This is a genomic window from Paenibacillus sp. FSL L8-0435 (genome assembly GCF_037965655.1).
Taxonomy (GTDB): domain Bacteria; phylum Bacillota; class Bacilli; order Paenibacillales; family Paenibacillaceae; genus Paenibacillus.
Genome location: NZ_CP150185.1, coordinates 1,458,846 through 1,483,630, shown reverse-complemented (window position 1 = coordinate 1,483,630; position 24,785 = coordinate 1,458,846). Strand labels below are relative to the sequence as shown.

At 45.7% G+C, this 24,785-nt stretch carries 22 protein-coding genes and 1 other annotated feature (1 of these 23 only partly in view); of the genes, 3 read left to right on the top strand and 19 right to left on the bottom strand.

Annotation, left to right across the window (positions count from 1 at the left end; genetic code table 11):
• Positions 1-220: 220 nt before the first annotated feature.
• From NST33_RS06625 to NST33_RS06590, 8 genes are all read right to left on the bottom strand, one after another.
• Positions 221-2,038: an APC family permease gene (locus tag NST33_RS06625; RefSeq protein WP_036669004.1), complete on the bottom strand. Its 1,818-nt coding sequence runs from the start codon at positions 2,036-2,038 to the stop codon at positions 221-223.
• A gap of 278 nt (positions 2,039-2,316) precedes the next feature.
• On the bottom strand, positions 2,317-3,162 hold the full coding sequence (gene rhaD, locus NST33_RS06620; protein ID WP_221819149.1) for a rhamnulose-1-phosphate aldolase: 846 nt from the start codon (positions 3,160-3,162) through the stop codon (positions 2,317-2,319).
• 436 nt (positions 3,163-3,598) lie between these two features.
• Positions 3,599-4,120, bottom strand: a complete 522-nt coding sequence (locus NST33_RS06615; RefSeq protein ID WP_221819148.1) for a GNAT family N-acetyltransferase — start codon at positions 4,118-4,120, stop codon at positions 3,599-3,601.
• Positions 4,121-5,066: 946 nt separating this feature from the next.
• Complete coding sequence (locus NST33_RS06610) at positions 5,067-5,270, bottom strand: hypothetical protein (protein ID WP_221819147.1); 204 nt, start codon at positions 5,268-5,270, stop codon at positions 5,067-5,069.
• Positions 5,271-5,603: 333 nt separating this feature from the next.
• Complete coding sequence (locus NST33_RS06605; RefSeq protein WP_101314123.1) at positions 5,604-5,891, bottom strand: hypothetical protein; 288 nt, start codon at positions 5,889-5,891, stop codon at positions 5,604-5,606.
• 191 nt (positions 5,892-6,082) lie between these two features.
• Positions 6,083-6,571, bottom strand: coding sequence for a DinB family protein (locus tag NST33_RS06600; protein ID WP_221819146.1), 489 nt, complete (start codon positions 6,569-6,571; stop codon positions 6,083-6,085).
• 27 nt (positions 6,572-6,598) lie between these two features.
• Complete coding sequence (locus NST33_RS06595; RefSeq protein WP_221819145.1) at positions 6,599-7,534, bottom strand: helix-turn-helix domain-containing protein; 936 nt, start codon at positions 7,532-7,534, stop codon at positions 6,599-6,601.
• A gap of 240 nt (positions 7,535-7,774) precedes the next feature.
• Complete coding sequence (locus NST33_RS06590; protein ID WP_253506325.1) at positions 7,775-8,641, bottom strand: AraC family transcriptional regulator; 867 nt, start codon at positions 8,639-8,641, stop codon at positions 7,775-7,777.
• Positions 8,642-8,734: 93 nt separating this feature from the next.
• On the opposite strand from NST33_RS06590, the gene NST33_RS06585 reads away from it, so the two are divergent.
• A complete protein-coding gene (locus tag NST33_RS06585; RefSeq protein WP_339182739.1) occupies positions 8,735-11,854 on the top strand; it encodes a glycoside hydrolase family 2 TIM barrel-domain containing protein in 3,120 nt (1,039 codons plus the stop codon).
• A 103-nt stretch (positions 11,855-11,957) separates the two neighbouring features.
• Entirely contained in the window at positions 11,958-12,692 is a 735-nt protein-coding gene (locus NST33_RS06580; RefSeq protein ID WP_339307277.1) for a hypothetical protein, read from the top strand.
• Between the two features lie 118 nt (positions 12,693-12,810).
• On the opposite strand, the gene NST33_RS06575 is transcribed toward NST33_RS06580, so the two are convergent.
• The 10 genes from NST33_RS06575 to NST33_RS06530 form a co-directional block, all read right to left on the bottom strand.
• A complete protein-coding gene (locus tag NST33_RS06575) occupies positions 12,811-13,158 on the bottom strand; it encodes a hypothetical protein (protein ID WP_221819142.1) in 348 nt (115 codons plus the stop codon).
• Between the two features lie 132 nt (positions 13,159-13,290).
• The gene (locus NST33_RS06570; RefSeq protein ID WP_260632582.1) at positions 13,291-13,533 is read right to left on the bottom strand and encodes a hypothetical protein; all 243 of its coding nucleotides are present in this window, start codon (positions 13,531-13,533) and stop codon (positions 13,291-13,293) included.
• A 117-nt stretch (positions 13,534-13,650) separates the two neighbouring features.
• Entirely contained in the window at positions 13,651-14,091 is a 441-nt protein-coding gene (locus NST33_RS06565; protein ID WP_221819140.1) for a hypothetical protein, read from the bottom strand.
• Positions 14,092-14,295: 204 nt separating this feature from the next.
• Entirely contained in the window at positions 14,296-15,930 is a 1,635-nt protein-coding gene (gene groL / locus NST33_RS06560; protein ID WP_036611259.1) for a chaperonin GroEL, read from the bottom strand.
• 73 nt (positions 15,931-16,003) lie between these two features.
• Positions 16,004-16,285 carry a co-chaperone GroES gene (gene groES / locus NST33_RS06555; RefSeq protein ID WP_017690077.1) on the bottom strand — a complete coding sequence of 94 codons (282 nt, stop codon included), beginning with the start codon at positions 16,283-16,285 and terminating at the stop codon, positions 16,004-16,006.
• Positions 16,286-16,684: 399 nt separating this feature from the next.
• Positions 16,685-17,467: a twin-arginine translocase subunit TatC gene (tatC, locus tag NST33_RS06550; RefSeq protein ID WP_091033760.1), complete on the bottom strand. Its 783-nt coding sequence runs from the start codon at positions 17,465-17,467 to the stop codon at positions 16,685-16,687.
• 78 nt (positions 17,468-17,545) lie between these two features.
• A complete protein-coding gene (gene tatA / locus NST33_RS06545; RefSeq protein ID WP_036611264.1) occupies positions 17,546-17,794 on the bottom strand; it encodes a twin-arginine translocase TatA/TatE family subunit in 249 nt (82 codons plus the stop codon).
• A gap of 208 nt (positions 17,795-18,002) precedes the next feature.
• Positions 18,003-18,488 carry a MogA/MoaB family molybdenum cofactor biosynthesis protein gene (locus NST33_RS06540; protein ID WP_017690080.1) on the bottom strand — a complete coding sequence of 162 codons (486 nt, stop codon included), beginning with the start codon at positions 18,486-18,488 and terminating at the stop codon, positions 18,003-18,005.
• A gap of 37 nt (positions 18,489-18,525) precedes the next feature.
• Positions 18,526-19,029, bottom strand: a complete 504-nt coding sequence (moaC, locus tag NST33_RS06535) for a cyclic pyranopterin monophosphate synthase MoaC (protein ID WP_339307274.1) — start codon at positions 19,027-19,029, stop codon at positions 18,526-18,528.
• Between the two features lie 15 nt (positions 19,030-19,044).
• Positions 19,045-19,683, bottom strand: coding sequence for a 5-formyltetrahydrofolate cyclo-ligase (locus NST33_RS06530; protein WP_339307272.1), 639 nt, complete (start codon positions 19,681-19,683; stop codon positions 19,045-19,047).
• A gap of 278 nt (positions 19,684-19,961) precedes the next feature.
• Between NST33_RS06530 and NST33_RS06525 the strand changes: the two genes are divergently transcribed.
• Positions 19,962-21,920 (top strand): ABC-F family ATP-binding cassette domain-containing protein, encoded by a 1,959-nt coding sequence (locus NST33_RS06525; protein ID WP_339307270.1) that lies wholly within the window; start codon positions 19,962-19,964, stop codon positions 21,918-21,920.
• Between the two features lie 652 nt (positions 21,921-22,572).
• On the opposite strand, the gene NST33_RS06520 is transcribed toward NST33_RS06525, so the two are convergent.
• Positions 22,573-24,132, bottom strand: coding sequence for a 2-isopropylmalate synthase (locus tag NST33_RS06520; RefSeq protein WP_310338404.1), 1,560 nt, complete (start codon positions 24,130-24,132; stop codon positions 22,573-22,575).
• Positions 24,133-24,464: 332 nt separating this feature from the next.
• Positions 24,465-24,785, bottom strand: a binding site (T-box leader) (it continues 17 nt past the right edge of the window).

Here is a 24,785-nt window from a genome sequence, read left to right as displayed (position 1 = left end):
GTTAATCATAGACAAGGGGCTTTACGCAAATGTGTATCCATTCGAAAGCGGTATCCAGACCGGATTTCATGACAAAAAACCGCAAGAACTCCCCTGTTTGGAGATGTCCCTGCGGTTTGATGTGTAAATGGAATATGAACGTTTGTCTATTAATAAAAGCGACTCATTTTACAATAATCTGTAAATCTTCCAACCCCGGTGAAGCGATTAACCGTTCGAGTTAACGATTAAGATGATATGGCACCGTGGTGACAATCACGTCTTTGTAATTGATCAGATAGGCCCGGATCATGAAGCTGGTCTGGTTGTGCAGTACATTTTGCCACCAGTGCTTGGTGATGAATTGTGGAATTAGAATGGTGATGTGATCGGTCTCGGCCGTTTTCCACTCTACGGTATCAATGAATTTCTTGAGCGGCCCCATAATGCTACGATACCTCGATTTGATCACGACCAGACGAACACCTGGATTCCACTCTTCCCACTTCTGCTCCATCTTGCGTATGGCCTCATCATCGAAGCCAATGTAGAGTGCGACCACGTGATCCGACATCGTCTGGGCGTAACTGATCGTATTCATGACAACCCGGGTAATGCCCGCAACAGGAATGACTATCGTATTGCCTTTCTTGGCTGGCTTATCGACCTGAATATCAATCCGCAGCTCATCTGCGATGTTGCAATAATGACGGTGAATACGCATGAACACATAAACAACGAGTGGCAAAAAGATAAAGATGACCCATGTCTGCGTGAACTTGGTGAAAATAAAGATCAGGGTAATCGATAATGTAGTCAGCATACCGACAGTATTGACCAGCAACTTCATCTGCCAGCCAGACGGCTTCACTTTGATCCAGCGAATCATCATACCGAGCTGTGACAGGGTAAATGGAATGAACACCCCTACCGCATAGAGCGGAATCAGGCTTTCCGTATTTCCTTTGAACCCAACCACCAGAAGCGCAGACATCACACTGAGAAAAATAATACCATTCGAGAAGCCAAGCCGGTCTCCTCTGACCATAAATGCATGCGGCATGTATTTATCCTTTGCCATCATGAAGGATAACAGCGGAAAAGCCGAATAAGCTGTGTTGGCTGCCAGGAACAGGATCAGTGCCGTTACACCCTGGATGATAAAATACATCGTGCCCCTGCCAAATGTTGCTTCAGCAATCTGGGAAATGACCGTTGCTTTGGGATCAGGCTTCACTCCGTACCCATAAGCCAGTAAGGTGATGCCGATGAACATGGCTCCCAATATACAACCCATGAGCAGTAACGTACCTGCGGCATTTTTCTCGGCAGGCTGCTTGAAGTTCGGGATCGCGTTACTTACCGCTTCCACGCCAGTCAAGGCCGAACAACCGGAGCTGAATGCTTTCAATAATAGAAACATACTCACATGGGATAGACTTGTTCCGAATTCAGGTGCAGCTGCTTCCATCCCCCCGGCAAGAAATTTGATTCCGCCCGAAATAATCAGAACCGCAATTGAAAAAATAAACAGATAGATCGGGATCGCCAGCACAGACGCTGACTCCGTTACTCCCCGCAAATTCATAATCGTTAGAAAAACTATCATAATGAGTGCAATCACAACACTGTAGTCATGCAGCATAGGAAAAGCCGACGTAATCGCATCCGTCCCTGCCGACGAACTTACCGCAACGGTCAAAATATAATCGACCAGCAGAGATCCTCCGGCAATCAGACTGGATGTTGTACCCAGGTTATCCTTGGCTACGATATAAGCGCCGCCCCCTGTTGGATAAGCAAATATCGTCTGGCGATATGAAAAAATTAAAATGACGAGTAATCCCAGCACGGCGATGGAAATCGGAACGGAGTACCACAGGGCGGCGAATCCGGCCGCAACGAGCACCAGCAAAATCTGTTCCGTACCGTAGGCAACGGACGATAGGGCATCCGAGGACAGGATGGCGAGTGCCTTCCATTTCCCCAATTTTTCTCCATCCAGTTCAGCCGATTTCATGGGCTTGCCTATTAAGATTCTCTTCATTTTGCCAAGCATGATCATAACTTCCTTCCGTCTCTCATCTGTGAAGCATTGTTATTATGCAAAATCGCAGAGCCATTGACAATACGTCATTTCACCCGAAATTCGCCAGCGCGTGATAATGCATTCTACGATTCAATAATCGATAACAAAGCCATTCTTGTTCAGCAATTTGAACTTTTTTGAACCAAAATGACGATTGTTCGCCAAAAAAAAGGAAATGGCCTTTGGTTCAATGAACCAAAGACCACTTCCTTGATTTATGCGTTGACTATATTGCAATAAAACATCCTTTAACTACCCAGAATGCCGGGACGAGGAGTAACACCAAACGCTTGTGCCAGTGTGGTCAGCTGCTCATCTGTAATTCTCTGCCGGATCTCGTGACCAGCAACCAGCATATACACTTGGGCTGCCTTCTCGATGGTTTCAATCAGACCAAAAGCCTCGTCAATCGTTGTGCCCGTTCCGAAGATGCCATGTTGCGGCCAGATCACCGCGTGGTATTCTTTCATTTTCTTAGCCGTTTCGCGCCCAATCTCATTCGATCCAGGGATCATCCAAGGAATAATGCCGATCCCATCCGGGAATACAACCACACACTCCGTGCACATCTGCCAGAGGGTCTTCGTGAATTTTGCCTCATCCAATTCGTGGATAAACGTCATCGCCAGCACATGAGTCGCATGATTGTGCATAACAACACGGTGGTTCGGGTCCAATTTCAGACGTTCAATATGGCTCATGAAATGCGTAGGTAATTCACTTGTTGGATTCGCCCCCGACTCCAATCCCCAGAGCACTTCCAGCTCCTGACCATCTTGCGATACACGCAGCAACCCCAGGTTGCTTTCGGGATCAGCGAGTACATTTTTGAAATATTTACCCGATGCTGTCACGATAAAATACTTGCCTGCCAGCTCTTGCACCGAAAACGCGGGTTTGATCTTGCGAATCACATGCTGGATATCGATATATTTGGCTACTTCCTCTTCCTCCAGCAGATAGCTGACATTACCACCATTGCGCTCATCCCAGCCATTTTTCCACATATGTTGAGTAATTTCAGCCATCTCACGGACAAATGGAATATGGAAACCTGCAGCCTGCGTTGTTTCATTGGTAAGGGTCACGTTCATGATCAATCTCTCCTTATATTGAAAATCAAATGGCTTGCCACGTACATAGTAAGTTCCTTATTTCACATTCATTATACCTTTGTTTATCTTTGATAGTCAATAATAAACACAGAAATATACTTTTATTTGTTTTTGTTTAGTTTTGTTTATTTGAAAATAAAACAAAAAAATACCCCACCGGCGCCCGGCGGGGTCAGTCACACATCTATTTAACACGAGAAGGGGTTTACAAGAGTTATCATACCTCTGCTACCTTAATAGAAGCTGAAAGCGAAATAAAAAAAGCATGAAACATATATCCTCTTTGGACAATAAAAAGGAGATAGACCTATGGCAGTCCTTTCTACAGGCCCGATTGAGAACAACATGGTATTCGGATCAAGACTCACCCAATCGCCTAACACGCAATCCCTGTCCTTCATTGGCCGGGGGTTTCTTATTTTCGCAGCATATACGATGGATGCATCTTCCCTGTCGGTTCATAGCGTTCATCACCTGTATACTCAAATCCCAGCTTGATCAAGATGTGACGTGACACTTCATTATCCGGATGATGCCCCGCAAACAGTGCCTTCACGTTCATTTTGTCAAAGGCATACGCAATCACCGCACGCGCTGCTTCCTGGGCATACCCTTTCCCCCAGTGATCCCGGGTTAGATGAAACCCCAATTCATAGATCTCCTCTTCAGGAGAATACGGACGCAGGCCACAGCAACCGACAAACACCTCCGACTCTTTCTCAAAAAGGGGCCAATATTGCACACCCGCTTCCTTCTGCCTTTGAATCTCCTGTGTCAATCGCGCTTCTACCTCATCCTCGCTCAGAAATCCCTTGCTGCTAATCCACTTGGCAACCTCATGATCGCCCCACAATGCAAACGCCAGCGCACGATCTCCTTCGTTCCAAGTCCCACATACCAACCGTTTGGTTTCAAATAAGATGGTCCTGTTCATCATCGACTAACCTCCTGTATGCCAACACCAGTCTGCGTGCCGCCTATACCTTAAATTAATCGAATGACCGCCAAAGTAAACAAGCCTGTATAAAGGCACTGTTAAAGTTTAAAGGTAATACGCATTTATTATTTACTCAACTTTCGCACTTAAAATAATGAGTCAACCCCCTTGTGGGCCTAAGAAGATTTAAACAGTACTGTTTCTAGTGACAAAAAAACACTTCTCTTGTTTGGTATCATGGAAGTGTGGATCAACCATAAAAAAGAAAGGTGTGTAAATGGGCTGTTTTTTGTCTACTACAAGAATGGATTTCTGGTTTACCCAGCTATATCAAGGTGATTTAAGCTGAGGAAGTTGAGTAACAATTTTATCAATATTCATTTCTTACTTTCAATTTACATCTTTTCTTAACTTCACCCCTTCTATCTTTTAATAAGGGGGTTCTAGGTTGGAACTAACGTCAATCTACAATTACTAACAGATCACAATTCATTTACTGTACCACAACCATAAGGTTGGCAAGTCTGAATTTTCGAAACAGTATTAATAAATCCAGTATAATCATGATATCTCCTGCTAATGCCTGTGGAGCGTAACTGAGATCTTCATAAATGGGTCTAACTTTTTTGATTGCATAATTCACTTCGCCGGTTTGCAGATTTTCATACTTTAATTGCTATCATCGACTTTTGTAATTTTCAACTCATCTTCTCCATTTGAATCGGTCGCAATATAGTAATTGTCATATTGAACTAATGTAGAACCATCTGTAAAAGTTACAGAATTACTGGTTGTGCTTTCAACTAATCTAAAGAGGCTTTTATCCACTTGTGACACTGGCAAAGAAGATGGTAAATCTACCTGATCCTGAGCAAAGGCTGGTCGTGAGATAGATGTAGAGAGCAGAACTCCCGCAAAAAATGTTTTAGAAATTTTTTCTTTACTTCTATTTCTTCTTTTTCCTGAAGAAATCGAACTTGATCACATAATCAAAAAGAGACGTAATTACAATAGCTCCAATTGGAATCAATAAATAAATCCAAAACGGATTATTTGGAGCTTCACCAGGGGGGGCATCAGTTAAAAAAACATAAAGAACAACACAATAAATTATGGCCACTACAATACCTGTTATGTTTCTATTTTTCATAGTTGTTTTCCACCTCTTGTTCATAGAAATTCAAAATATTATATTTCCCACCCAAATATACTATAACACACATTTGGAATAATTTACCTATTCTATCTATTACTTTATAATATCGATTGTAAAATACTAGATTCTGTGAAGCCAGATCTCCACTACATACGGCAACCTATGGCGGGTTATTTCTTTTATAATTTTAATTAGGAAGCGGCAAGTAATTTATTAACTTTTATTATCTCAAAATCCCCTTTTAAACCTATGTATATCCATTTTAAAAAAGAAGACCCCTGCCGACAAGATGTCCGACAGAGGCCATTCCATTCAAGTTCACACCAATTACAAATCTCCTACGGCGAATTGAATTGTTCCGGAAGCTGCGCCTCCAAGGTTAGCTAATAAGGCAAAAACCAGAACTCCACCTGCCGAAATGGTAAGACTGCTGTTTACAGGAACAACGTAAGTGACTACTGGTGCATTAACACGTGTGATCACGAGAGATACTGGAAAAGGTCCAAAGTTGTTCACTGTAGCGCTGGCATTGGTACCTCCAGCCAAGTTTTCATAGTAGGACTTGCCTACGCCGGCTGGAAGATTGTAAAACTGTTGTGGTAAAAGGATGGCCATTGAAATCACCTCCTTTTTGCTTTGATACGGTATTCTATGCTTGAAATCTATTAAAGCAACGGTGAATTACCAGCGTCATAATGTCCAATTTTGATAGACTTTATAGATTAATAGACGACTGTACGCAAAAAAGGCCCCACCGGACCATCCGGTAGAGCCAACTAAGCTTACTTTAAATATAACAAGTTTAATTACGCATACAGCATGAAAAAGTTCAGTTCATGGCCCTGCTGCTTGAGATAGTTATACAGCTGCGAACGGTGATGGAATACATGCGTTACCGTTTCAATCTGCCATTGAACCTGCAAGTGACCATGTTCCATATAAAAAGCTTTCGTTGAACGATTCAAAAAGTCATCTTCGCTCAATCCCGTGATATAGGCTTTGTAGGATTCGAAATTGCTCCATAACGTTGCTTCAAGCTTCTCGATATCCTCAATCCCCGACAGACTATTCTCCACCAGACCAACCTCAGCTTCACCTTTTTCCTGCATAATAGCAAGATCGGATGCGGTAATCTGGATAAAATGATGCACTAGCTCCACCAAAGAACGCATATTCTCCTGTGGACGATAAGACCACTCCTCCGAACGGATCAAGCGAATTAACGAAGCTCCCGTCCGTACGCCTGTTTCCAATTCATTTAACAAGTGATCCCGAATCTGCAATGTTCCATTCATATATGATGTCTCCCTTATCTTTTATTCTCACGACTTCAGTATAACCGAAGGTGCTACAGATCTATTGTACAAATCGGACAACATTCTGCCATACTCCCTGGCTGCTGTCAACGGAGTCTCTCCATAAAACTTGCGAAATTGCCGAATCAGATGGGCTTGGTCAAAAAATCCATGATTCTGGGCAAGCATTGCCCAGTCTGCCGTGTTCCCCTGATGAATATCACTCAGCACACGATGAAAACGAACCACCTCACTGAATCGCTTGGGGCTGATTCCGACCCATTCCGAGAACTTGCGATGCAACTGCCGTTCACTGATCACTTCACGCATCGCCAGCTCTTGGACACTCATACGTCCCCCATCTATAAAGATACGGTGCAGCACATTTTTCATCAGATCGTTCTCAGATGTACTTGCCTGCACCGACAGCGGACTCAAATACGCATTCATAACCTCTACTCGCTCTGCAAAACGATTCGTTTCGGCCATCCGTTCCTGAAGCTCATTCAGCTTCTCCGGCCAACATTCCTGAAGTGCAATTCGCTTATCCGTAAACCACTCCAGAGGCATGCCATGGAAGACATGCGCTCCACCCGGGAAGAACCGGACACCAAAGGTGTAGTCTCCAGCAGGGGAACCATCATCGGATGGCTCAGGCACAGCGAACGGCTGTGTATAATTGCCACAGTAAGCATAGGAGTGCTCTGAACAGACTGGGTCATATGTAATCAGCATGTCCGTGCAACCATCCGGCAATACCCGTGCAGGTACCGTTGTCATCGATCGCTCTGGACCTTCTCTCTTAGCAACATCCGCATATGTGTTCGGAAGAGATCCTGATTCCCAATAACAGGCCACATAAGCCATCAGACCGGCAGCAGGTATTTTCTCAACATAATAACTGTTAGGGTACGTTCCATTCATCTGAATAGGTTTAAACAACGGGTGCAAGCTGTGATCCACAATTCCATCCTCCGGTCACTAGAGTTGGTTACACATTATGTATTCATCTATCATACCACCAACCGAAGATATGAAGAAAAAAAGTGCCCTACCGGAGGACAATCCGATAGGGCCAGTCACACATCTATTTAACACGAGAAGGGGTTTACAGGACTTATCTTACCTTCCCAACCTTAATGGAAACTGAAATTAGGATGAATAACAGATCAAAATTCAAAATGAATACCAGCATTCAGACTTTCAATTCAGCCCGTGCAGTTTGCGAAAACGTTCTGGACTCATGCCTGTATGCCTTTTGAACATCGCACAGAAATAACTGGCATTCTCGTAACCCACCCGATCAGCAACTTCATATATTCGAAGCTCTCTCTCACTGAACATAAGTTGTTTGCTTCGATTGATCCGTTCCTGGTTCACGTAAAATACAGGTCTAGTATGGAGTGCCCTCTGAAAGAGCCTGCACAAATATTGGGGAGAGACCACAGCCACATCGGCCAGTTCCTTCAGGGAAAGTGAACGATCCAGATGCTCTGCGATATAACGCAGCACAGGCTTCAAACGCTCCAGTTCATCATTATAATTGGCTGATGCGATGAGTAGTGGCTTCAGATCCAGCAGAAGGGCATATAATTGTTTGGAGCATTCAACATCGTAATCTGCGTAATCCGTATCTCCTCCATTCTCTCCTCTAACCAGAAGTTGCTCCAGGCCACGCAGCAGCGTTGCTGTCCTGAGTCTGCATACGCGTGAGCCGGTTATCCCCGCATATGACAATAACTGGCTGGCCTCTCTCCCCTGAAACGAGACCCAAGCCAGCTCCCACCGATCACTGATGGGCATATATCGATGCGGGACATCAGGATACAGAAAGAAAACGTCACCCGGTCCAACGATATACTCGTCCTCTTGTATAATCAGTCTCCCCTGACCATGAATAATCTGGTGGATCTGATAATCCGGGAATCCCTCTGGACGCTCAGTTTCATATTGGTGTTCCCAGTAACCGACCGTGGTCATATAGATCGGCAGGCGAGCAGCTTCTTCTGTTTTACCAAAAAAAATCCGGGTATCCATCCAGTACACCACTTTCTCCATCGTTAGTTTCATATTGTGATACATATGGGCAATATTCTTTATTCTCTAAGTCATCATTCAATTCTATAATGACAATATTATAACATTTCAGAAGGAGTTGCTGTTATGCGAAAGAAACTGGTACACACCCCTCCGGCAAATGGATACCCGGAATGGAACAATAATCCCGAGACTTTTCAAGTAAACCGTCTACCCGCACATGCTTCTATGGTAGCGTTTCCATCTATAGCAGAAGCATTGTCCAATGATTCCAGCGCATCGCCATGGTACGAATCACTGAATGGTCAGTGGAAGTTTGCCTTTGCGGAGACACCGGAGCAACGGATTACATCCTTTTATGAGAACAACTATGATGCCAGTGAATGGGATGAGATCGCCGTTCCTTCCAACTGGCAGTTGCAAGGTTACGATTATCCCCAATATACAAATATGACGTATCCGTGGGTCGAGCGTGAGCCTGAACTGAAGCCACCATTTGCACCAACAACCTATAATCCTGTGGGTTCATATATCCGTACGTTTACTGTTCCTGCAGACTGGAAAGACCGGCCTGTCCTGCTGCACTTTGAGGGTGTTGAATCGGCCTTTTATGTATGGGTGAACGGGGAGCTGGTCGGTTATAGCGAAGACACGTTCACACCAGCAGAATTTGATATCACTCCGTATCTGACCGAAGGTGAGAACAAGCTCGCTGTAGAGGTATATCGCTGGTGTGATGCAAGCTGGCTGGAGAATCAGGATTTCTGGCGGTTAAGCGGAATCTTCCGTGGTGTATATTTGCATTCACCTTCACCAGTTCAGATCGCCGATTTCTTTGTTCGTACTGAACTGGATGACGCGTATCAGGATGCGGAGCTACTTCTGGACCTGAAGTTATTTAACCATAATGCCGCGCAGCCCCCTAGCGGATTGTCCGTTCAGGCGCAGCTCTATGATGCACAGCAGCAGACTGTACTGAAGCAACCCCTTACTGCGGCCGTTACTTTCCAGGGTGTGGATGAACTTTCATTCCAGTTGTCAGCAGAGGTTATCAATCCGCTTCTATGGAGCGCCGAGACCCCTCATCTATATACACTTGTGCTGTCCATTCAGAATGAATCGGGTGAAACACTGGAGGCTGTTCGCAGCCGGATCGGATTCCGCAAGTTTGAACTGAAGGACGGCCTGATGCAAATCAACGGTAAACGCATTGTGTTCAAAGGCGTCAATCGTCATGAATTTTCACCGGATACCGGTCGGGCTATTGGGCGGGAAGACATGATCCGTGACATCGAGCTGATGAAGTCCTATAACGTTAACGCGGTGCGTACATCCCATTATCCGAATCAGTCACTCTGGTACGAACTGTGTGATGAATACGGCCTCTATGTCATTGACGAAACGAATCTGGAAACCCACGGTACTTGGTACTATGGGCAAAAGGAAATGAATGAAAACAATATTCCCGCGAGTAAACCGGAATGGCGTAGTAATGTAATAGATCGCTGTAACTCGATGTTCCAGCGGGACAAAAACCATCCGTCTGTTATTATCTGGTCTCTGGGTAATGAATCCTTCGGCGGCGATAACTTCATCGCCATGTACGATTATCTGAAACAAGTCGATCCAACCCGTCTCGTTCATTATGAAGGCACCTTCCATTATCGCCCTTCTGATTCGGCAAGTGATATTGAATCGACAATGTATATCAGCCCACAAGATGTGGAGCAATACGCGCGCATGAAGGGTCCGAAGAAACCTTATATTATCTGCGAATACAGCCATGCCATGGGTAACTCCTGTGGAGGTCTGCATCTGTATTGGGAGTTGTTCGATAAATATGATGTGTTGCAGGGTGCTTTCATCTGGGACTGGGTCGATCAGTCCATTCGTACCACTACGGCAGATGGTGTAGAATATTATGCTTATGGCGGCGATTTCGGTGAATCCCCTCATGATGGAAATTTCTGCGGGAACGGACTGATTCTGGCCGATAAGACGGTTACACCGAAGCTGGAAGAAGTGAAGAAATGTTATCAGAACGTTCGTATGGAAACCGTTGATGTCAAAGACGGCCTGCTGCGCATCCGAAACCAGTTCCTGTTCACGGATCTGAGCGAATATTCGCTCGTATGGACAGTAACACACGATGGAAAGTCTGTAGAGAATGGCACGTTGGACATCGCGGTACCTCCTGGTGAATCGGCTGAAGTCCGCATCCCTTACACGCCATCGTCCGATCTGTTCCAGGAAGCAGTGCTGACTGTATCTCTGGTTACCAAAGTGGCAACCAAATGGGCAGGAGTAGGTCATGAGATTGCTTGGGATCAATTCGTGGTATCTCCGCGATTACGTCCAATCCAACCGGTACACCAAGGGCAAGGCAATGCGCTGCAGGTACAGGATCTGCAAGATGAATTGAAAGTGACTACAGGCCAAGCCAACTTGAGCTTCAATCCAGCCACTGGCGCGTTAACGTCCTATCAAATCAACAATCAGGAACAATTGCTCGCACCTGTTCGGCCAAATTTCTGGAGAGCCATGACAGACAATGATCTGGGGAACCGCTTGAATGAGCGTTCTGCGTTCTGGAGAGATGCTCACGCTACCAACAGATTAATTCGCTTCGAGCACCATGCAGACGAGCAAGGCATTCTCGTGACGACCGATTATACGTGGGATCAACATCCGGGATGTACGCTGTCCATCACATACCGAATTGATGTGGATGGTATATTGGAAATCAGTCAAACCCTTATTCCAGGCGTAGACTTACCTGATCTACCGGAATTCGGTATGCTGATGCAACTGAATAACAGTCTGGATACGATATCCTGGTACGGCAGAGGACCGCATGACAACTACGCAGACCGTCTGACCAGTGCACGTCTCGGTTATTACACAGGTGCGGTTCGAGATCAATTTGTTCCATATCTGAAACCACAAGAGTGTGGTAACAAAACGGATGTACGCTTTGCTGAAATTGCGTCAGTGGATGGTCAGCTTGGCCTTCATGTTGAAGCCACCATACCCTTTGAAATTAATGCGTTGCCGTGGACACCGGAGGAACTGGAAGCAAACGACCATGTGTACAAATTACCTCAAAGCACGCAGACTGTCGCTCGCATCAATTACAAACAAATGGGTGTTGGCGGAGATGACAGCTGGGGAGCACGTACCCACGCTGAATACACCTTGCCAGCCAACCGCGCGTATCACTTCACCTTTACGGTAAGACCTGTATAACACCAAGCAAGCACTGCTGGCAGTATGCCGGCAGTGCTTTTTTTGTTGGGGCAGTGGGTAGTGAGAGTTTGAAGTTTTCCATGGGAACATTATAATGAATGAGGTGCAAGAAAGATTTTTACCAGCTATTACTCTATTACGAGGTGAGAATTTGCAATATCTGTTTACCACTCTCTTCATTCTTGGCTTTATTACTTTTGTGGGATTTCTTATTCTGATGATCTTATCTATTCGCAAAGGTAATAGGTTGCCGATCAGATATATTTTTCTAACGACGGCCTGTTTTGCGATTGCTTTAATAGGTTTGTATGGGACGCTGACTTTATCTTCGAACTCTACTCAGTCTGAAATAGATCAGACCCCTTCATCCCAGATTAAACTCTCTGGCTTCCACATGACTGCCGATGAATTTAAAAACAAGTTTAATGGCGCTGTAGGCAAATACCGACTGAATGGTTTGAGTATTACCCGCTTGAATATACTGGACTCTTCCGAGCAGGGCACTGGCTCTTTCGAGTATGTATTTAATGACGAATTGCGCTTGGTTGGTGCAGTGAATGCAGATGAGAGCATACAGGAAGTCAGGTTATACAGAACTGGTGATACGCGTAAACCAACAGGTGGAATTCTTTTGACTGCTATCGCCACACTCATTCTCACAACCAATAGTGAGTACTCGTATAACGATGCACAAGATGTCATCCAGGATATCGGACTATTGGATCGCGATGTGAATCAGCCTGATTTTGATGGAAGGACGGTTCGCAACGGATTGGAATATCGCTTCAGCGTACAGGATCATGATCACTCGATTTTCAAAATAACTGTTGAGAAATGAGATACGATTGTGCAAAAAGGCCGCTCCATGAAGGAACGGCCTGACGTGTGATAAGTACTATAGGAGTGATTCAGTAATTGCCACCAAACCAATGATGAACACCTCCCGAATGCGAGAGTTACTCAAAAGTTACAATCTCGCTCTGATTGTTCCAACTCATTCTAAAGGTAATTGGGTCTTTCGTTTTCTCCGCCTCAGTAACCGTTCCCGACATACTGAATGGTACCTCTTGTTCTTCAAGCGCTTTCCCCTGTTGTTCTATATTATTGCCGGTAAGGTCAAACACAAAATCTTTTATACGCTTTTCATCACCTATATAAGTAATACTATAGCTCCCTGTTGATCTCTGTAGAGAAACATCCCAGTTATCGCTCTTTCCGTGTAACCTATCATCCGCACCACAAGCTGACAAAATAGATACAATTAATATAATACAAAGAATCAATGGCAATTTAAATAATTTCATAAAATCCCTCCAATACAATAAAATAACCAAAAATTGAAAAATCAATCTCCATAAACGGCCGATAAATCAATTGGCCAGATTATCAGATCAGATCTAAGCTAGGTTACGTGTGATAAATCATGTATGTGTTACCTATCTTGTGTATCGATCAATGTCATCGATCGCAGACTCGTGCTCTCTTCGATGATGATCTTCATGCTGCCGAACGTCGTTCTTTAACTTTGCTAAGAATCCCCAGCCCATAAAGGCAAGTATAAGTACGGTAATCAGTGCATAAGCAAAGCTATATAAATTCATAAAAAAGTTGATAAAAATTGCAGCGAGCATCAAGCCCAGAATCCATAATGTCCACTTTGTACCCTTTCTCAAAATCATTTCCTCCTCAAGTCGTTGCTGATAAGCTCTCTATGTATCACAGTACATACGAAATCATAGAAACAAGGTTTCAATCTCAGGGCTTCAAATCTGCATTTAGAGCGAATTACCGAATCTTTAATTAACATCAGTTCCAAGAGAAACATCCAATATGCCAGACATCCCTTGCGCAGAAGAGGTACTTACATAATACGAACCCGTCGACAATGCTTTGTCACTATAATATGTATGCTCTTTTCCATCTGCTGGAACACTGCCAGACGTTATCGCGGTTCCACTAGTAGATCCTTCATTGATCGTGAACGTGAAGTGTTTCGAACCCGTGTTTTTAAAACTCACTTTCACATAACTAAACCCTGTTGGAATATCAAACCAATGCGTATTTGTAGTACCTGCGAAATCCTCATTATTGATTACTGTGAGTGTCGTTAATGGAGTATCACTAACTTCATTTACTTTTACAAATTTTCGTTCGGAATCAGAAGTGAAATTATAAATTAAGATAATAACAGCAACAGACATCAAAACTGCTAATATCATTTTTCTAATATGTTTCATGATATATGCCCTCCATATCTCTTAATACTGACTTTGATTATACCAATATTCAACAACACAAAAACCACTCCTTAATAATTACTAAGAAGTGGTTTTTGTGTTATTTATAATTTGTATCAGTGACTGCTTCACAAATTCTTGTCACATCGTAACGAGAATTCACTCTGCTAGGCACATGATGCTTTAAAGGTTTTTACACCTTTATTACATCATGCCGCCCATTCCACCCATACCGCCCATGTCAGGCATTCCGCCGCCAGCACCTGCTGGTTCTGGTTTGTCAGCGATAACTGCTTCAGTAGTCAGGAACATTGCTGCTACAGAAGCAGCGTTTTGCAATGCATAACGAGTTACTTTTGCAGGGTCAACGATACCAGCTTCGATCATGTTAACCCACTCGCCAGTTGCAGCGTTGAAGCCGATTCCCGTTTGTTCTTTTTTCAGACGTTCCACGATTACGGAACCTTCTTCGCCAGCGTTAGCTGCGATTGTGCGGATTGGTGCTTCCAGAGCACGCAGGACGATGTTTACGCCTGTTTGCTCGTCACCGGACAGAGCTACAGCCGCAACCGCGCTATATACGTTCATGAGCGCTGTACCACCACCGGATACGATACCTTCTTCAACCGCTGCGCGAGTTGCGTTCAGGGCATCTTCGATGCGAAGTTTGCGTTCTTTCAATTCTGTTTCAGTAGCCGCACCAACTTTGATTACTGCTACACCGCCGGACAATTTAGCCAGACGCTCTTGCAGTTTCTCTTTGTCGAACTCGGAAGTTGTTTCTTCCAGTTGTGTACGGATTTGGCTAACACGTGCATCGATATCGGATTTGTTACCAGCACCGTCAACGATGATTGTGTTTTCTTTTGTTACACGGATTTGACGAGCTGTACCCAGTTGTTCCACAACAGCGGATTTCAGGTCCAGACCCAGTTCTTCCGTGATCAATTGGCCACCAGTGAGGGCAGCGATGTCTTGCAGCATTGCTTTACGACGGTCACCAAATCCTGGAGCTTTAACAGCTACAGCATTGAATGTACCACGCAATTTGTTCACAACCAGCATAGCCAGTGCTTCGCCTTCGATATCTTCAGCGATCAATACCAGCGGTTTGCCTTGTTGAACGATTTTCTCAAGCAATGGCAAGATGTCTTGCGTGCTGGAGATTTTTTTGTCTGTGATCAAGATGTACGGATTGTCCAAAACAGCTTCCATTTTGTCCGTATCAGTGATCATGTAAGGAGAGATGTATCCACGGTCGAATTGCATACCTTCAACCACTTCAAGCTCTGTAGCGAATCCTTTGGATTCTTCTACTGTGATTACGCCATCTTTACCTACTTTTTCCATAGCTTCAGCGATCAGTTCGCCTACTTCTTCGTCAGCTGCAGAGATTGCTGCAACTTGTGCGATGGATTGTTTGGAATCGATTGGTTTGGAGATGGATTGCAATTCAGCAACCGCAGCTTTAACTGCTTTGTCGATCCCTTTACGGATACCGATTGGGCTAGCGCCTGCAGTTACGTTTTTCAGACCTTCTGTGATCAGCGCTTGCGCCAATACAGTTGCTGTTGTAGTACCGTCACCGGCAACATCGTTGGTTTTCGTTGCTACTTCTTTAACCAGTTGTGCACCCATGTTCTCGAATGCATCTTCCAGTTCGATTTCTTTAGCAATGGTTACACCATCGTTAGTGATAAGCGGGCTTCCGAATTTTTTCTCCAGAACCACGTTACGGCCTTTAGGACCGAGTGTTACTTTTACTGCATTAGCCAATGCGTCCACACCACGAAGCATGGAGCGACGAGCGTCTTCACTGAATTTAATGTCTTTAGCCATCTTAAGAAAACCTCCCTAGTTTTTGTTGGAAAATGGTGGTGCTATATGGTTCGGTTATCCGATTAAATTTGAATTAGTCGAGAATCGCGTGAATATCGCTCTCTTTCATAATCAAATATTCTTTACCTTCGAATTTGATTTCTGTACCGGCATATTTGGAGAAAATAACGCGATCTCCTTCTTTCACTTCCAGAGCTACACGTACGCCGTCTTTCAATACTCCAGCACCAACTGCAATGATTCTACCCTCTTGCGGTTTTTCTTTGGCGGAGTCCGGGAGTACGATCCCGAAAGAAGTTGTTTGTTCTTGCTCCAGTGGTTCTACCAATACGCGTTCACCTAAAGGTCTGATCATGAAAAATAGCCTCCTTTTGAAATTATATAACGTTACATTGTAGGTTGTAGCCATATGTATTAGCACTCGACAGTGTTCAGTGCTAACAACCAACTTTATGATACTCAACTTGAAGCATGATTTCAAGTCCTTTTGACGAATTCCTGCGAGAATTTACGTTGAATTTACACAAACATAGCCAAATTACACCCGCTGTGGCTAGTTCTATGCTGCAATTCACTAATCTTATTCTACGAAATTGTTTAGTCCTTCTGCAACGTTAGCAGACAGTCCCTTTCCCATTGTATCCATTGTTGAACATAATATGCCTGCTTGTCCTGTAGTTTGGTCGGCAGTCTACAGAAATAGCCCGGATAAGAACATACCGTCTTTTCCGGGCACATTACAGCTTATCCTCATTCAGCCCGCATGTTTCTTATCCTCGGCACGAACGTAACGGGATTCGATCTCCTCATCGGCTGCAAGCTGCTTGCGGTATACGATTGCGGATAATAACACACTGATCTCATATAACAGGAGCAAGGGAATCATCACCAGCAGATCGGAAATAAAGTCTGGAGGTGTAATGACCACTGCAATGAAGATCAAGACAAAATAAGCAACTCTGCGCATCTTGCGAAGGCGAATTGGATTCAGAATCCGCAGTCCTGTCAGAAACATAATAAGTAAAGGAAGCTCAAATAACAGGGACACAGGCAGCACAATGCCAAACAGGAAGCTGAAATACTGTTTCATCCCGTAGGTCTCCACAAGCCCCATCTTCTCCGTAATTGCTGTTGTGAAGGCAAGTGCCATAGGAAATATAACATAATACGAGAAAGCCATACCTGTCAGAAATAAAAGAAATACATAGGGTACATACTTCAGCGTTGCTTTTCGTTCGCGCGGCTTTAGCCCTGGACTAACAAACTTCCAGATCTGATACACCGTAAACGGCAACGTAATAATAAGTGAAAACAAACCGGCAATCTTCATGTAGATGCCTATCCCGTCCCAGAACGAGAAGGCATGTAATACAAAACCTTTTGCCGACTCTGCCTTGGTCAGATATTGGTATACCGGGTCCGCCACAAAAAATCCTGCAATCAGGCCCAGCACAAATATACTTAATACGTAGATCAGCCGCTTCCGCAGCTCACTCAGATGTTCCGTAATCGACATTTCTTCCATTTGCTGCGTCATGCCTGCCCCCCATTATTGCCAGCTTAAAATACAAAACCCTTCCGGCAGGAAGGGATTTCTCTTTCGTTGCCGTCAAGATTATTCCGGCAGGCGTTTATCAGCAGGCTTGTCTGCAGGTGTGCTCTCAGCCGCCAGCGGTTTCGCCTTCTCCTGCTCTTTGCGATTGGACGAGTCATCCTCAGAGATAATCTCGCGAGCGCCCTCTTTGAATTCACGGAAGGTACGCCCAACTGCACGTCCCAGTTCCGGAAGTTTGTTAGGTCCAAACAACAACAATGCAATCACGGCCAGCAAAATAAAACCCGTTGGTCCAATGGAACTTAACATTGATATTCCTCCTCGTCTCAAGCTTCGAAGATGCGCATACTCGGCCAGATGTTCATAGATGTCTCTGCTGCGTTCTTAATTTAAGCCCATCATACCATAGATGTAACCACTTACATAACCCGCAAAATTCACAAATAAGAGATGTCACTAGAACAATCTAACAACGGTCATGGCTAATCGGATATCTTGCCCCAGAGTCCGTGCTCGATTATTGCTTGAACTGACCCGTAACCATCAGCAGCGCTTCTGGAAGCTGATCCATAATGGCAGCCAGATGTTCGTGCACACCCTTTGGTGTACCTGGCAGATTAACAATCAGCGTGCGTCCACGAATGCCACATACCCCACGGAACAGCATTGCAGAACGGTTTTTGCTCATTACACTGTACCGCATGGCCTCTGCCATCCCGGGAACTTCTCTCTCAATTACGCGCCGGGTCGCTTCCGGAGTAATATCACGAATGGCCAGCTCCGTGCCACCGGTAGTCAGCACCAGATCGGCGTGAAAATAATCCGTCATCTCAATCAAAGCCGCAATGATCTCATCGGGTTCATCCGGAACGATACGGTACTCCACGATTTGACCACCCAGCTCTTCTTCCACCAGCTCCCGAATGACTTGTGCACTCGTATCCTCACGTTCCCCGCGGGCTCCTTTGTCACTGGCTGTCAGGATTGCTGTTCTCCACACCATAAAGATCACCCTTCTCCTCTATGAAAATAAATATTGCCTATCGGCTGTAATCACCGTTTTTGCCACCACTCTTGGAATTCAGCATGGTTGGACCGATAATCATATCTTTTTGCATGGCCTTGCACATGTCATAGACCGTCAGTGCTGCAGCTGAGGCAGCCGTGAGCGCCTCCATCTCAACCCCCGTTTTGCCTTCGGTTTTGACAGTAACTTCAATGTGTAATTCATCCACTCCGTTATCATGAAAACGAATATCCACACCCGTCAGTGCCAGTGGATGGCACATCGGAATCCAGTCCGACGTTTTCTTGGCGCCTTGAATCCCGGCAATCTGAGCCACAGCCAGAACATCACCTTTACCGATTCGGCCCTCCCGAATCGCTTCCAGTGTATCTGGATTCATCGTCACCTTGGTTACGGCCACAGCCGTACGTACGGTAATTTCCTTACCCGAAATATCAACCATCCGGGCCCGCCCCTGTTCATTAAAATGGGTCAGTTTGCCACCGGAAGGTTGGCCGTTGTTCGCTTCTGAACTCAATCACATCACAACCCTTTATTCGATATGTAATATACCTTCGGTTGTTATCAACAGATCAATCCGCAGATCGAGCAGGTCCATCGGAATCTCATCCTGTAGCTGACCCGGTAATACCATCGCAGCCATCAACGGTTTCCTCTCCGTCATCGCACATTGTGCTGCAAGCGTCTCGGCAAAACGATCATAATAACCGCCACCATAACCAATGCGTCCACCATGAATGTCATAACCAAGTCCCGGTACCCATACGAGATCGATATCCGGCCAATCTTCAGCTGACAGAACTTCACAGGAATCCTTGGGTTCCGGTATCCCCCATATGCCTGGCTCCAGATCCTGTTCTCCGGTCACTCGCCGTAGCTCCATTCGAGGTGGATTCGCCAACACTTTTGGTGCAAACATCACATCTCCATGATTCCAGCCCTCTTGAAACAGAAAAGCTGTGGACGCTTCGCTTCCATAGGACAAATAACTGAATATAACGAGTGGTCTGTTCACAACCTTGCTCTTGTCCCGTCTAAGGCGATCCAGCTCCCGCTTCACTCCAGCGTTAATCTTAGTCATTGCCTGCTGACGCATGCCTGCATCCATCAGATCACGGCTCTGTCTCAGTCTGGATCGAAGCTGACTTTTCAGTTCCGCATGATCCTGCATATCCTTGAATAACCTCCTGTTGATAGGGAAGGTAGAAAAAAGCTCTCATTTAAAACAATTTATATGTTATGACCAGTTGTCATCTTGTTGAATGGTTAAAATGATTCATTTTCTGCAAAATCCTCATGTAATAACATGCCTTCTTTCAGTTTATCATTGATTGATCAAAAAGACTACATGCCCCATGCGTTCCCAATCGGTGCAATTGCTCTGTATTTCATGTAAACTGGGATATAGTTGTCATATCAAGAACTGGACCTATGGAGGAACTTAATTTTATGCTGCTGCAAGTATCCGGAATTATCAAACGTTTTGGTGTCGATCCTATCCTGGACGGCGTGAACTTACAAATATTAGAACGCGAGCGCATCGGCCTCGTTGGTGTAAACGGTGCAGGAAAATCCACTTTGCTCAAAATTGTAGCCGGTGAAATGTCCTATGATGGAGGACAGATTTTCAAATCCAAAGAAACAACGCTCGGTTACCTCGCTCAGAACAGCGGGCTGCAATCCGATCGCAGCATCTGGGAAGAAATGATGAACGTCTTCGCTCACCTGACACAGGCTGAAGCCGATTTGCGTCAGATGGAACGCGATATTGCCGACCCTGCCCAGATGGAAGACGAGAAAAAGTATGCGGACCTGCTGGAACGTTATGCGAAACGCTCCGACTGGTTCAAGGACCATGGCGGTTATGAGATGGAAACCCGCATTCGCAGTGTACTGCACGGGATGGGATTCGGCGAATTTTCGCCAGACACCCCCATTGCTACGCTGAGCGGCGGGCAGAAGACACGCCTTGCGCTTGCTCGTATTTTGCTTCAGGCACCCGATCTGCTCATGCTGGACGAGCCTACCAACTATCTCGATATAGCCACCCTTACTTGGTTGGAAGATTATCTGAGAGGTTATTCAGGCGCACTGCTCGTGGTATCCCATGACCGGTACTTCCTTGATCGCCTCGTAACAACCATCGTTGAGATCGAACGTCACCGCTCCAAAAAATATACGGGCAATTACAGCCGTTATATGGAGCTCAAAGCTGCCGAATATGAAACTCAGATGAAGCAATATGAGAAACAACAGGGTGAAATCTCCAAGATGGAAGATTTTGTTCAGAAAAACATCGTACGTGCTTCGACGACCAAACGGGCGCAAAGCCGGCGTAAAGCCCTCGACAAAATGGAGCGGCTTGATAAACCGATGGGAGATTTGAAAAAAGCCCATTTTTCCTTCGAAACCGCCGTTATGTCCGGCAAGGAAGTGCTTCGAGTGGATCAGCTGTCCGTCGCTTATGACGAGGCTTCTCCATTGTTCCGCAACGTATCCTTCGATCTGCGGCGCGGGGAAACGGTTGCTCTGATTGGACCAAACGGTATTGGTAAATCCACCATGCTGAAGTGTCTTACGGGAAGTTTACGTCCGGTGACCGGGGAGATCCAATGGGGAACAAAAGTGCAGATCGGCTATTATGATCAGGAACAGACTGGGCTCAATCCGTCCAACACGGTTCTGGAAGAACTGTGGAGTGCCTATCCCGGGATGGAAGAAGCACGCATTCGGACCGTACTGGGAAACTTTTTGTTCAGCGGTGACGATGTGCTTAAGAAGATCTCCTCCCTCAGCGGCGGTGAGAAAGCACGTGTCTCTCTCTCCAAGTTGATGCTGAAGGAAGCCAACATGCTCATTCTGGATGAGCCTACGAACCACCTCGACCTGTTTGCCAAAGAAGTGCTGGAAGCGGCATTAATGGATTATGAAGGCACCCTGCTGTTCATCTCCCATGACCGGTACTTCCTCAACAAAATGGCTGAGCGCATTGTCGAGCTTCATCCTGGCGGAACGGAACAATATCTCGGTAATTACGATGATTATGTGGAGAAGAAACAGGAGCTTGAGGACATCGCACGCGAAGCTGCTGAAGCACGTCAGGTTTCGTCCAAGAACTCGTCCAAATCCGATCTGAACACAGCCACAACCGAAAAATCCGGAGCGGCTTCATTCGAAGCGGAAAAACAGGCGAAACGTGAAGAACGTAACCGTCAACGCAAGCAGGATGCTTTGGAACAACAGATTGCAGAGCTGGAAACAAAGATTACCGAACTTGAGGCACAGATGGCTCTGCCTGAAATCTATCAGGATTATATGAAGCTGCAAGAACTCCAGCAACAATCGGAGAAACACAAAGTAGAACTCACCAAAGCATACGAGGACTGGGAAGAACTAGCTATGGAATAGTAGGACGAATTGCACAGACTCAGACCATGGCTTGATCGCGTCCATACAAGTAGTTGTTCCACCGGCTGATTCCTTATTGGGATCAGCTTTTTGTTTGTTACGGATGAGTATTGAAGGTATGCACCTTATGTTCTGTATGTTCCTTGAGATTGATCTCTAACATACGGAGGTTAGGGAAGCTGTTTTGACTTTTGTCAAATTTACTCGAATGAAGAGAAATATTTTCATCCCCTTTCCCCTTACACTTATCCACAAGAAAGCAAGATAGCAAGCACATTAATAAGCTTAATTATACAGCGGTAGAATAGCCTTTTACACATAAAAACCATATTTATCCACCAAGTTATCCACTTTATCCACAACTTTGTGGATAGTAAGGAGTCATTCTATCCCCTAAACCCTTTTCGTTTCGAAAACTATACTGGTTTGACTTTATCCTAGTTACCCACAATTTTCACTGGATATGTGGATAACTATAGTCACACCTTGACAAATGCATCCTTCCACTCCTCAATGCTCCTCCATAATAAGACAAAAGCAGACCTTTGTCGTTCAAGGCCTGCCCGTCATTGATTTACTATATGCCATGCATATTTACATCGAATTGCAATTGCTACTATTACCGCTGTAGATACGATCTGGCAAAGATGTTTTACGCATGTGCTTCTTGTTCATGATGTTCGGAAGACTCCGCCTTCAGCCCAGCAGCATTACAAGCCGCTACATAAGCAAGACCGGCAGCCATGACGATATCATTATGTGTTGCCGTTCCCCGGAACTCACGTCCTGCACGCTCCACGGTAACTACAGCTTCTGCACTTGCACCCTCTCCCCCACTCAAGGCATGCATCTCCATATCTACAAATGCAATATCATCGGAAATGCTCTGACCAATCGCACGGATGGTTGCATCCACGGGTCCCCCGCCAACAGCGGAGTAAGATTGTTCTCCAGCGCTTGTGCGAATGCGAACGGCGGCCATTCGATCCGTCATGCTGCCCGCTGTCACCTGCAATTCAACCAGTTCATAGTCCTGTGCAGGAATATTCATGGTCTGGCTAACCATCTGTAATAACTGGTCGTCACTGACCACTTTTTGCTGGTCTGCGGTTTCTTTGAAAACCTCATACAATTGCTCCATCTGTTGCTCATCCGGCTCAAAACCGTATTTACGAACCCGATCCTTCAGGGCGTGACGACCGGAGTGTTTCCCCAAAATAATCATGCTGCGCGGAATACCCAGCGCTTCCGGGTCCATAATTTCATAGGTGCTCCGATTCTTCAGCAGACCATCCTGATGGATGCCAGATTCATGCTGGAATGCATTACGTCCCACCACTGGTTTGTTGTACGCAATCGGGAAGTGCATCGCACGGCTAATCTGACGTGAAGTCTCATACAGCTGATTCAACTTAATGTTCGTCGTTGCACCAATTGCGTCTCCCCGAGTCTCCAGCGCCATAATCAGCTCTTCCAGTGCACAGTTCCCCGTCCGTTCTCCGATACCATTGATGGTCACTTCAATCTGGCTAGCCCCATTGGCAATCGCAGCCAAGCTATTGGCTACGGCCAGGCCCAGATCATTATGACAGTGGGCACTATAGCGAACCTGATCGCCACCTCTTGCACCCTCACGCACCCGGCGGAACATCTCGCCATACTCATGTGGCAGGGCATAACCGACCGTATCCGGCAAATTAATAATGCTCGCTCCAGCTTCAATGGCGACTTCAACCATTTCAATCAAATCGTCCATCTTGGTACGGGCAGCATCCATAGCTGTGAACTCTACGATGTCCGTGAACTGGCGTGCATAAGATACCATCTCACGAGCGGTAGCTACCACTTCACTGCGTGGACGGCGCAGTTGATGCTCGATATGAATATCCGAAGAAGAGATAAACAGGTGAATTCGGCGCCGTGCTGCATCCGCTGTTGCTTGAACAGCTGCATCGATATCACCTTTGACCGCACGCGCGAATCCGCAGATTTCCACGTTCTGCAACTGTCTCGAAATCGCCTGAACCGCCGCGAACTCACCTGGACTGGAGATCGGGAATCCAGGCTCAATGACGTCGATACCCAGAGAAGCCAGTTGGTGTGCCAGTTCAATCTTTTGCTCGGGCTGCAGACTTGCTCCTGGTGCCTGTTCTCCATCACGCAGCGTTGTATCAAAAATTTCAATCATGCGTTTGTTATTAGTCGTTGTCATATCCATCAACCTCCATCAAATTTTTATAGACATTTTCGTTGCGACCCACGAGCCACAGAACACCCGCTAATCGCCGTCACTGTTGTTATATATTTTGTTTGTAAACGTGTATGTTGTTTGTAGCTTAGTCTTGGTGATTACTAATACCTGTTGAATGTTCAGTGCCTATACTTGTTGTTCCATGTCCATTACTCTTTGCCGATCCTGCTTACCCTCATGACAGAGTGTACGTCGACTTACACCCTGACCTTCTGACTCTTTTCAATCTCCATATGGTTCTTCCCATGCCCACCCTGCTGCCGGCAGCAAACACAAATAACCCGCCATCTCATATAAGAGACGGCGGGTTATTATCCCTCCGCGGTACCACTCTCGCTTGATGGGCCAGACTTGCGCCGGACTCCATCCACCTCGTCGTCTCCGAAATTCGCTGGATGTGCGTGCACGCACGACACTACTCGCATTCGGAGAAACACCCTATAACGGGGGTTAACCGTTGCTGTGTAACACATGTTGTTGTCCATCAGGACAACTGGGCGATTGATATCGTCCCCACGCTTCCACAACTCCGTTCCCGGGCGAGATTCGAAGGATTCCAGCCACTGCGTCGCACCACCCCGCAGCTCTCTGAGCGCTTTATCGTTCTACTGCTC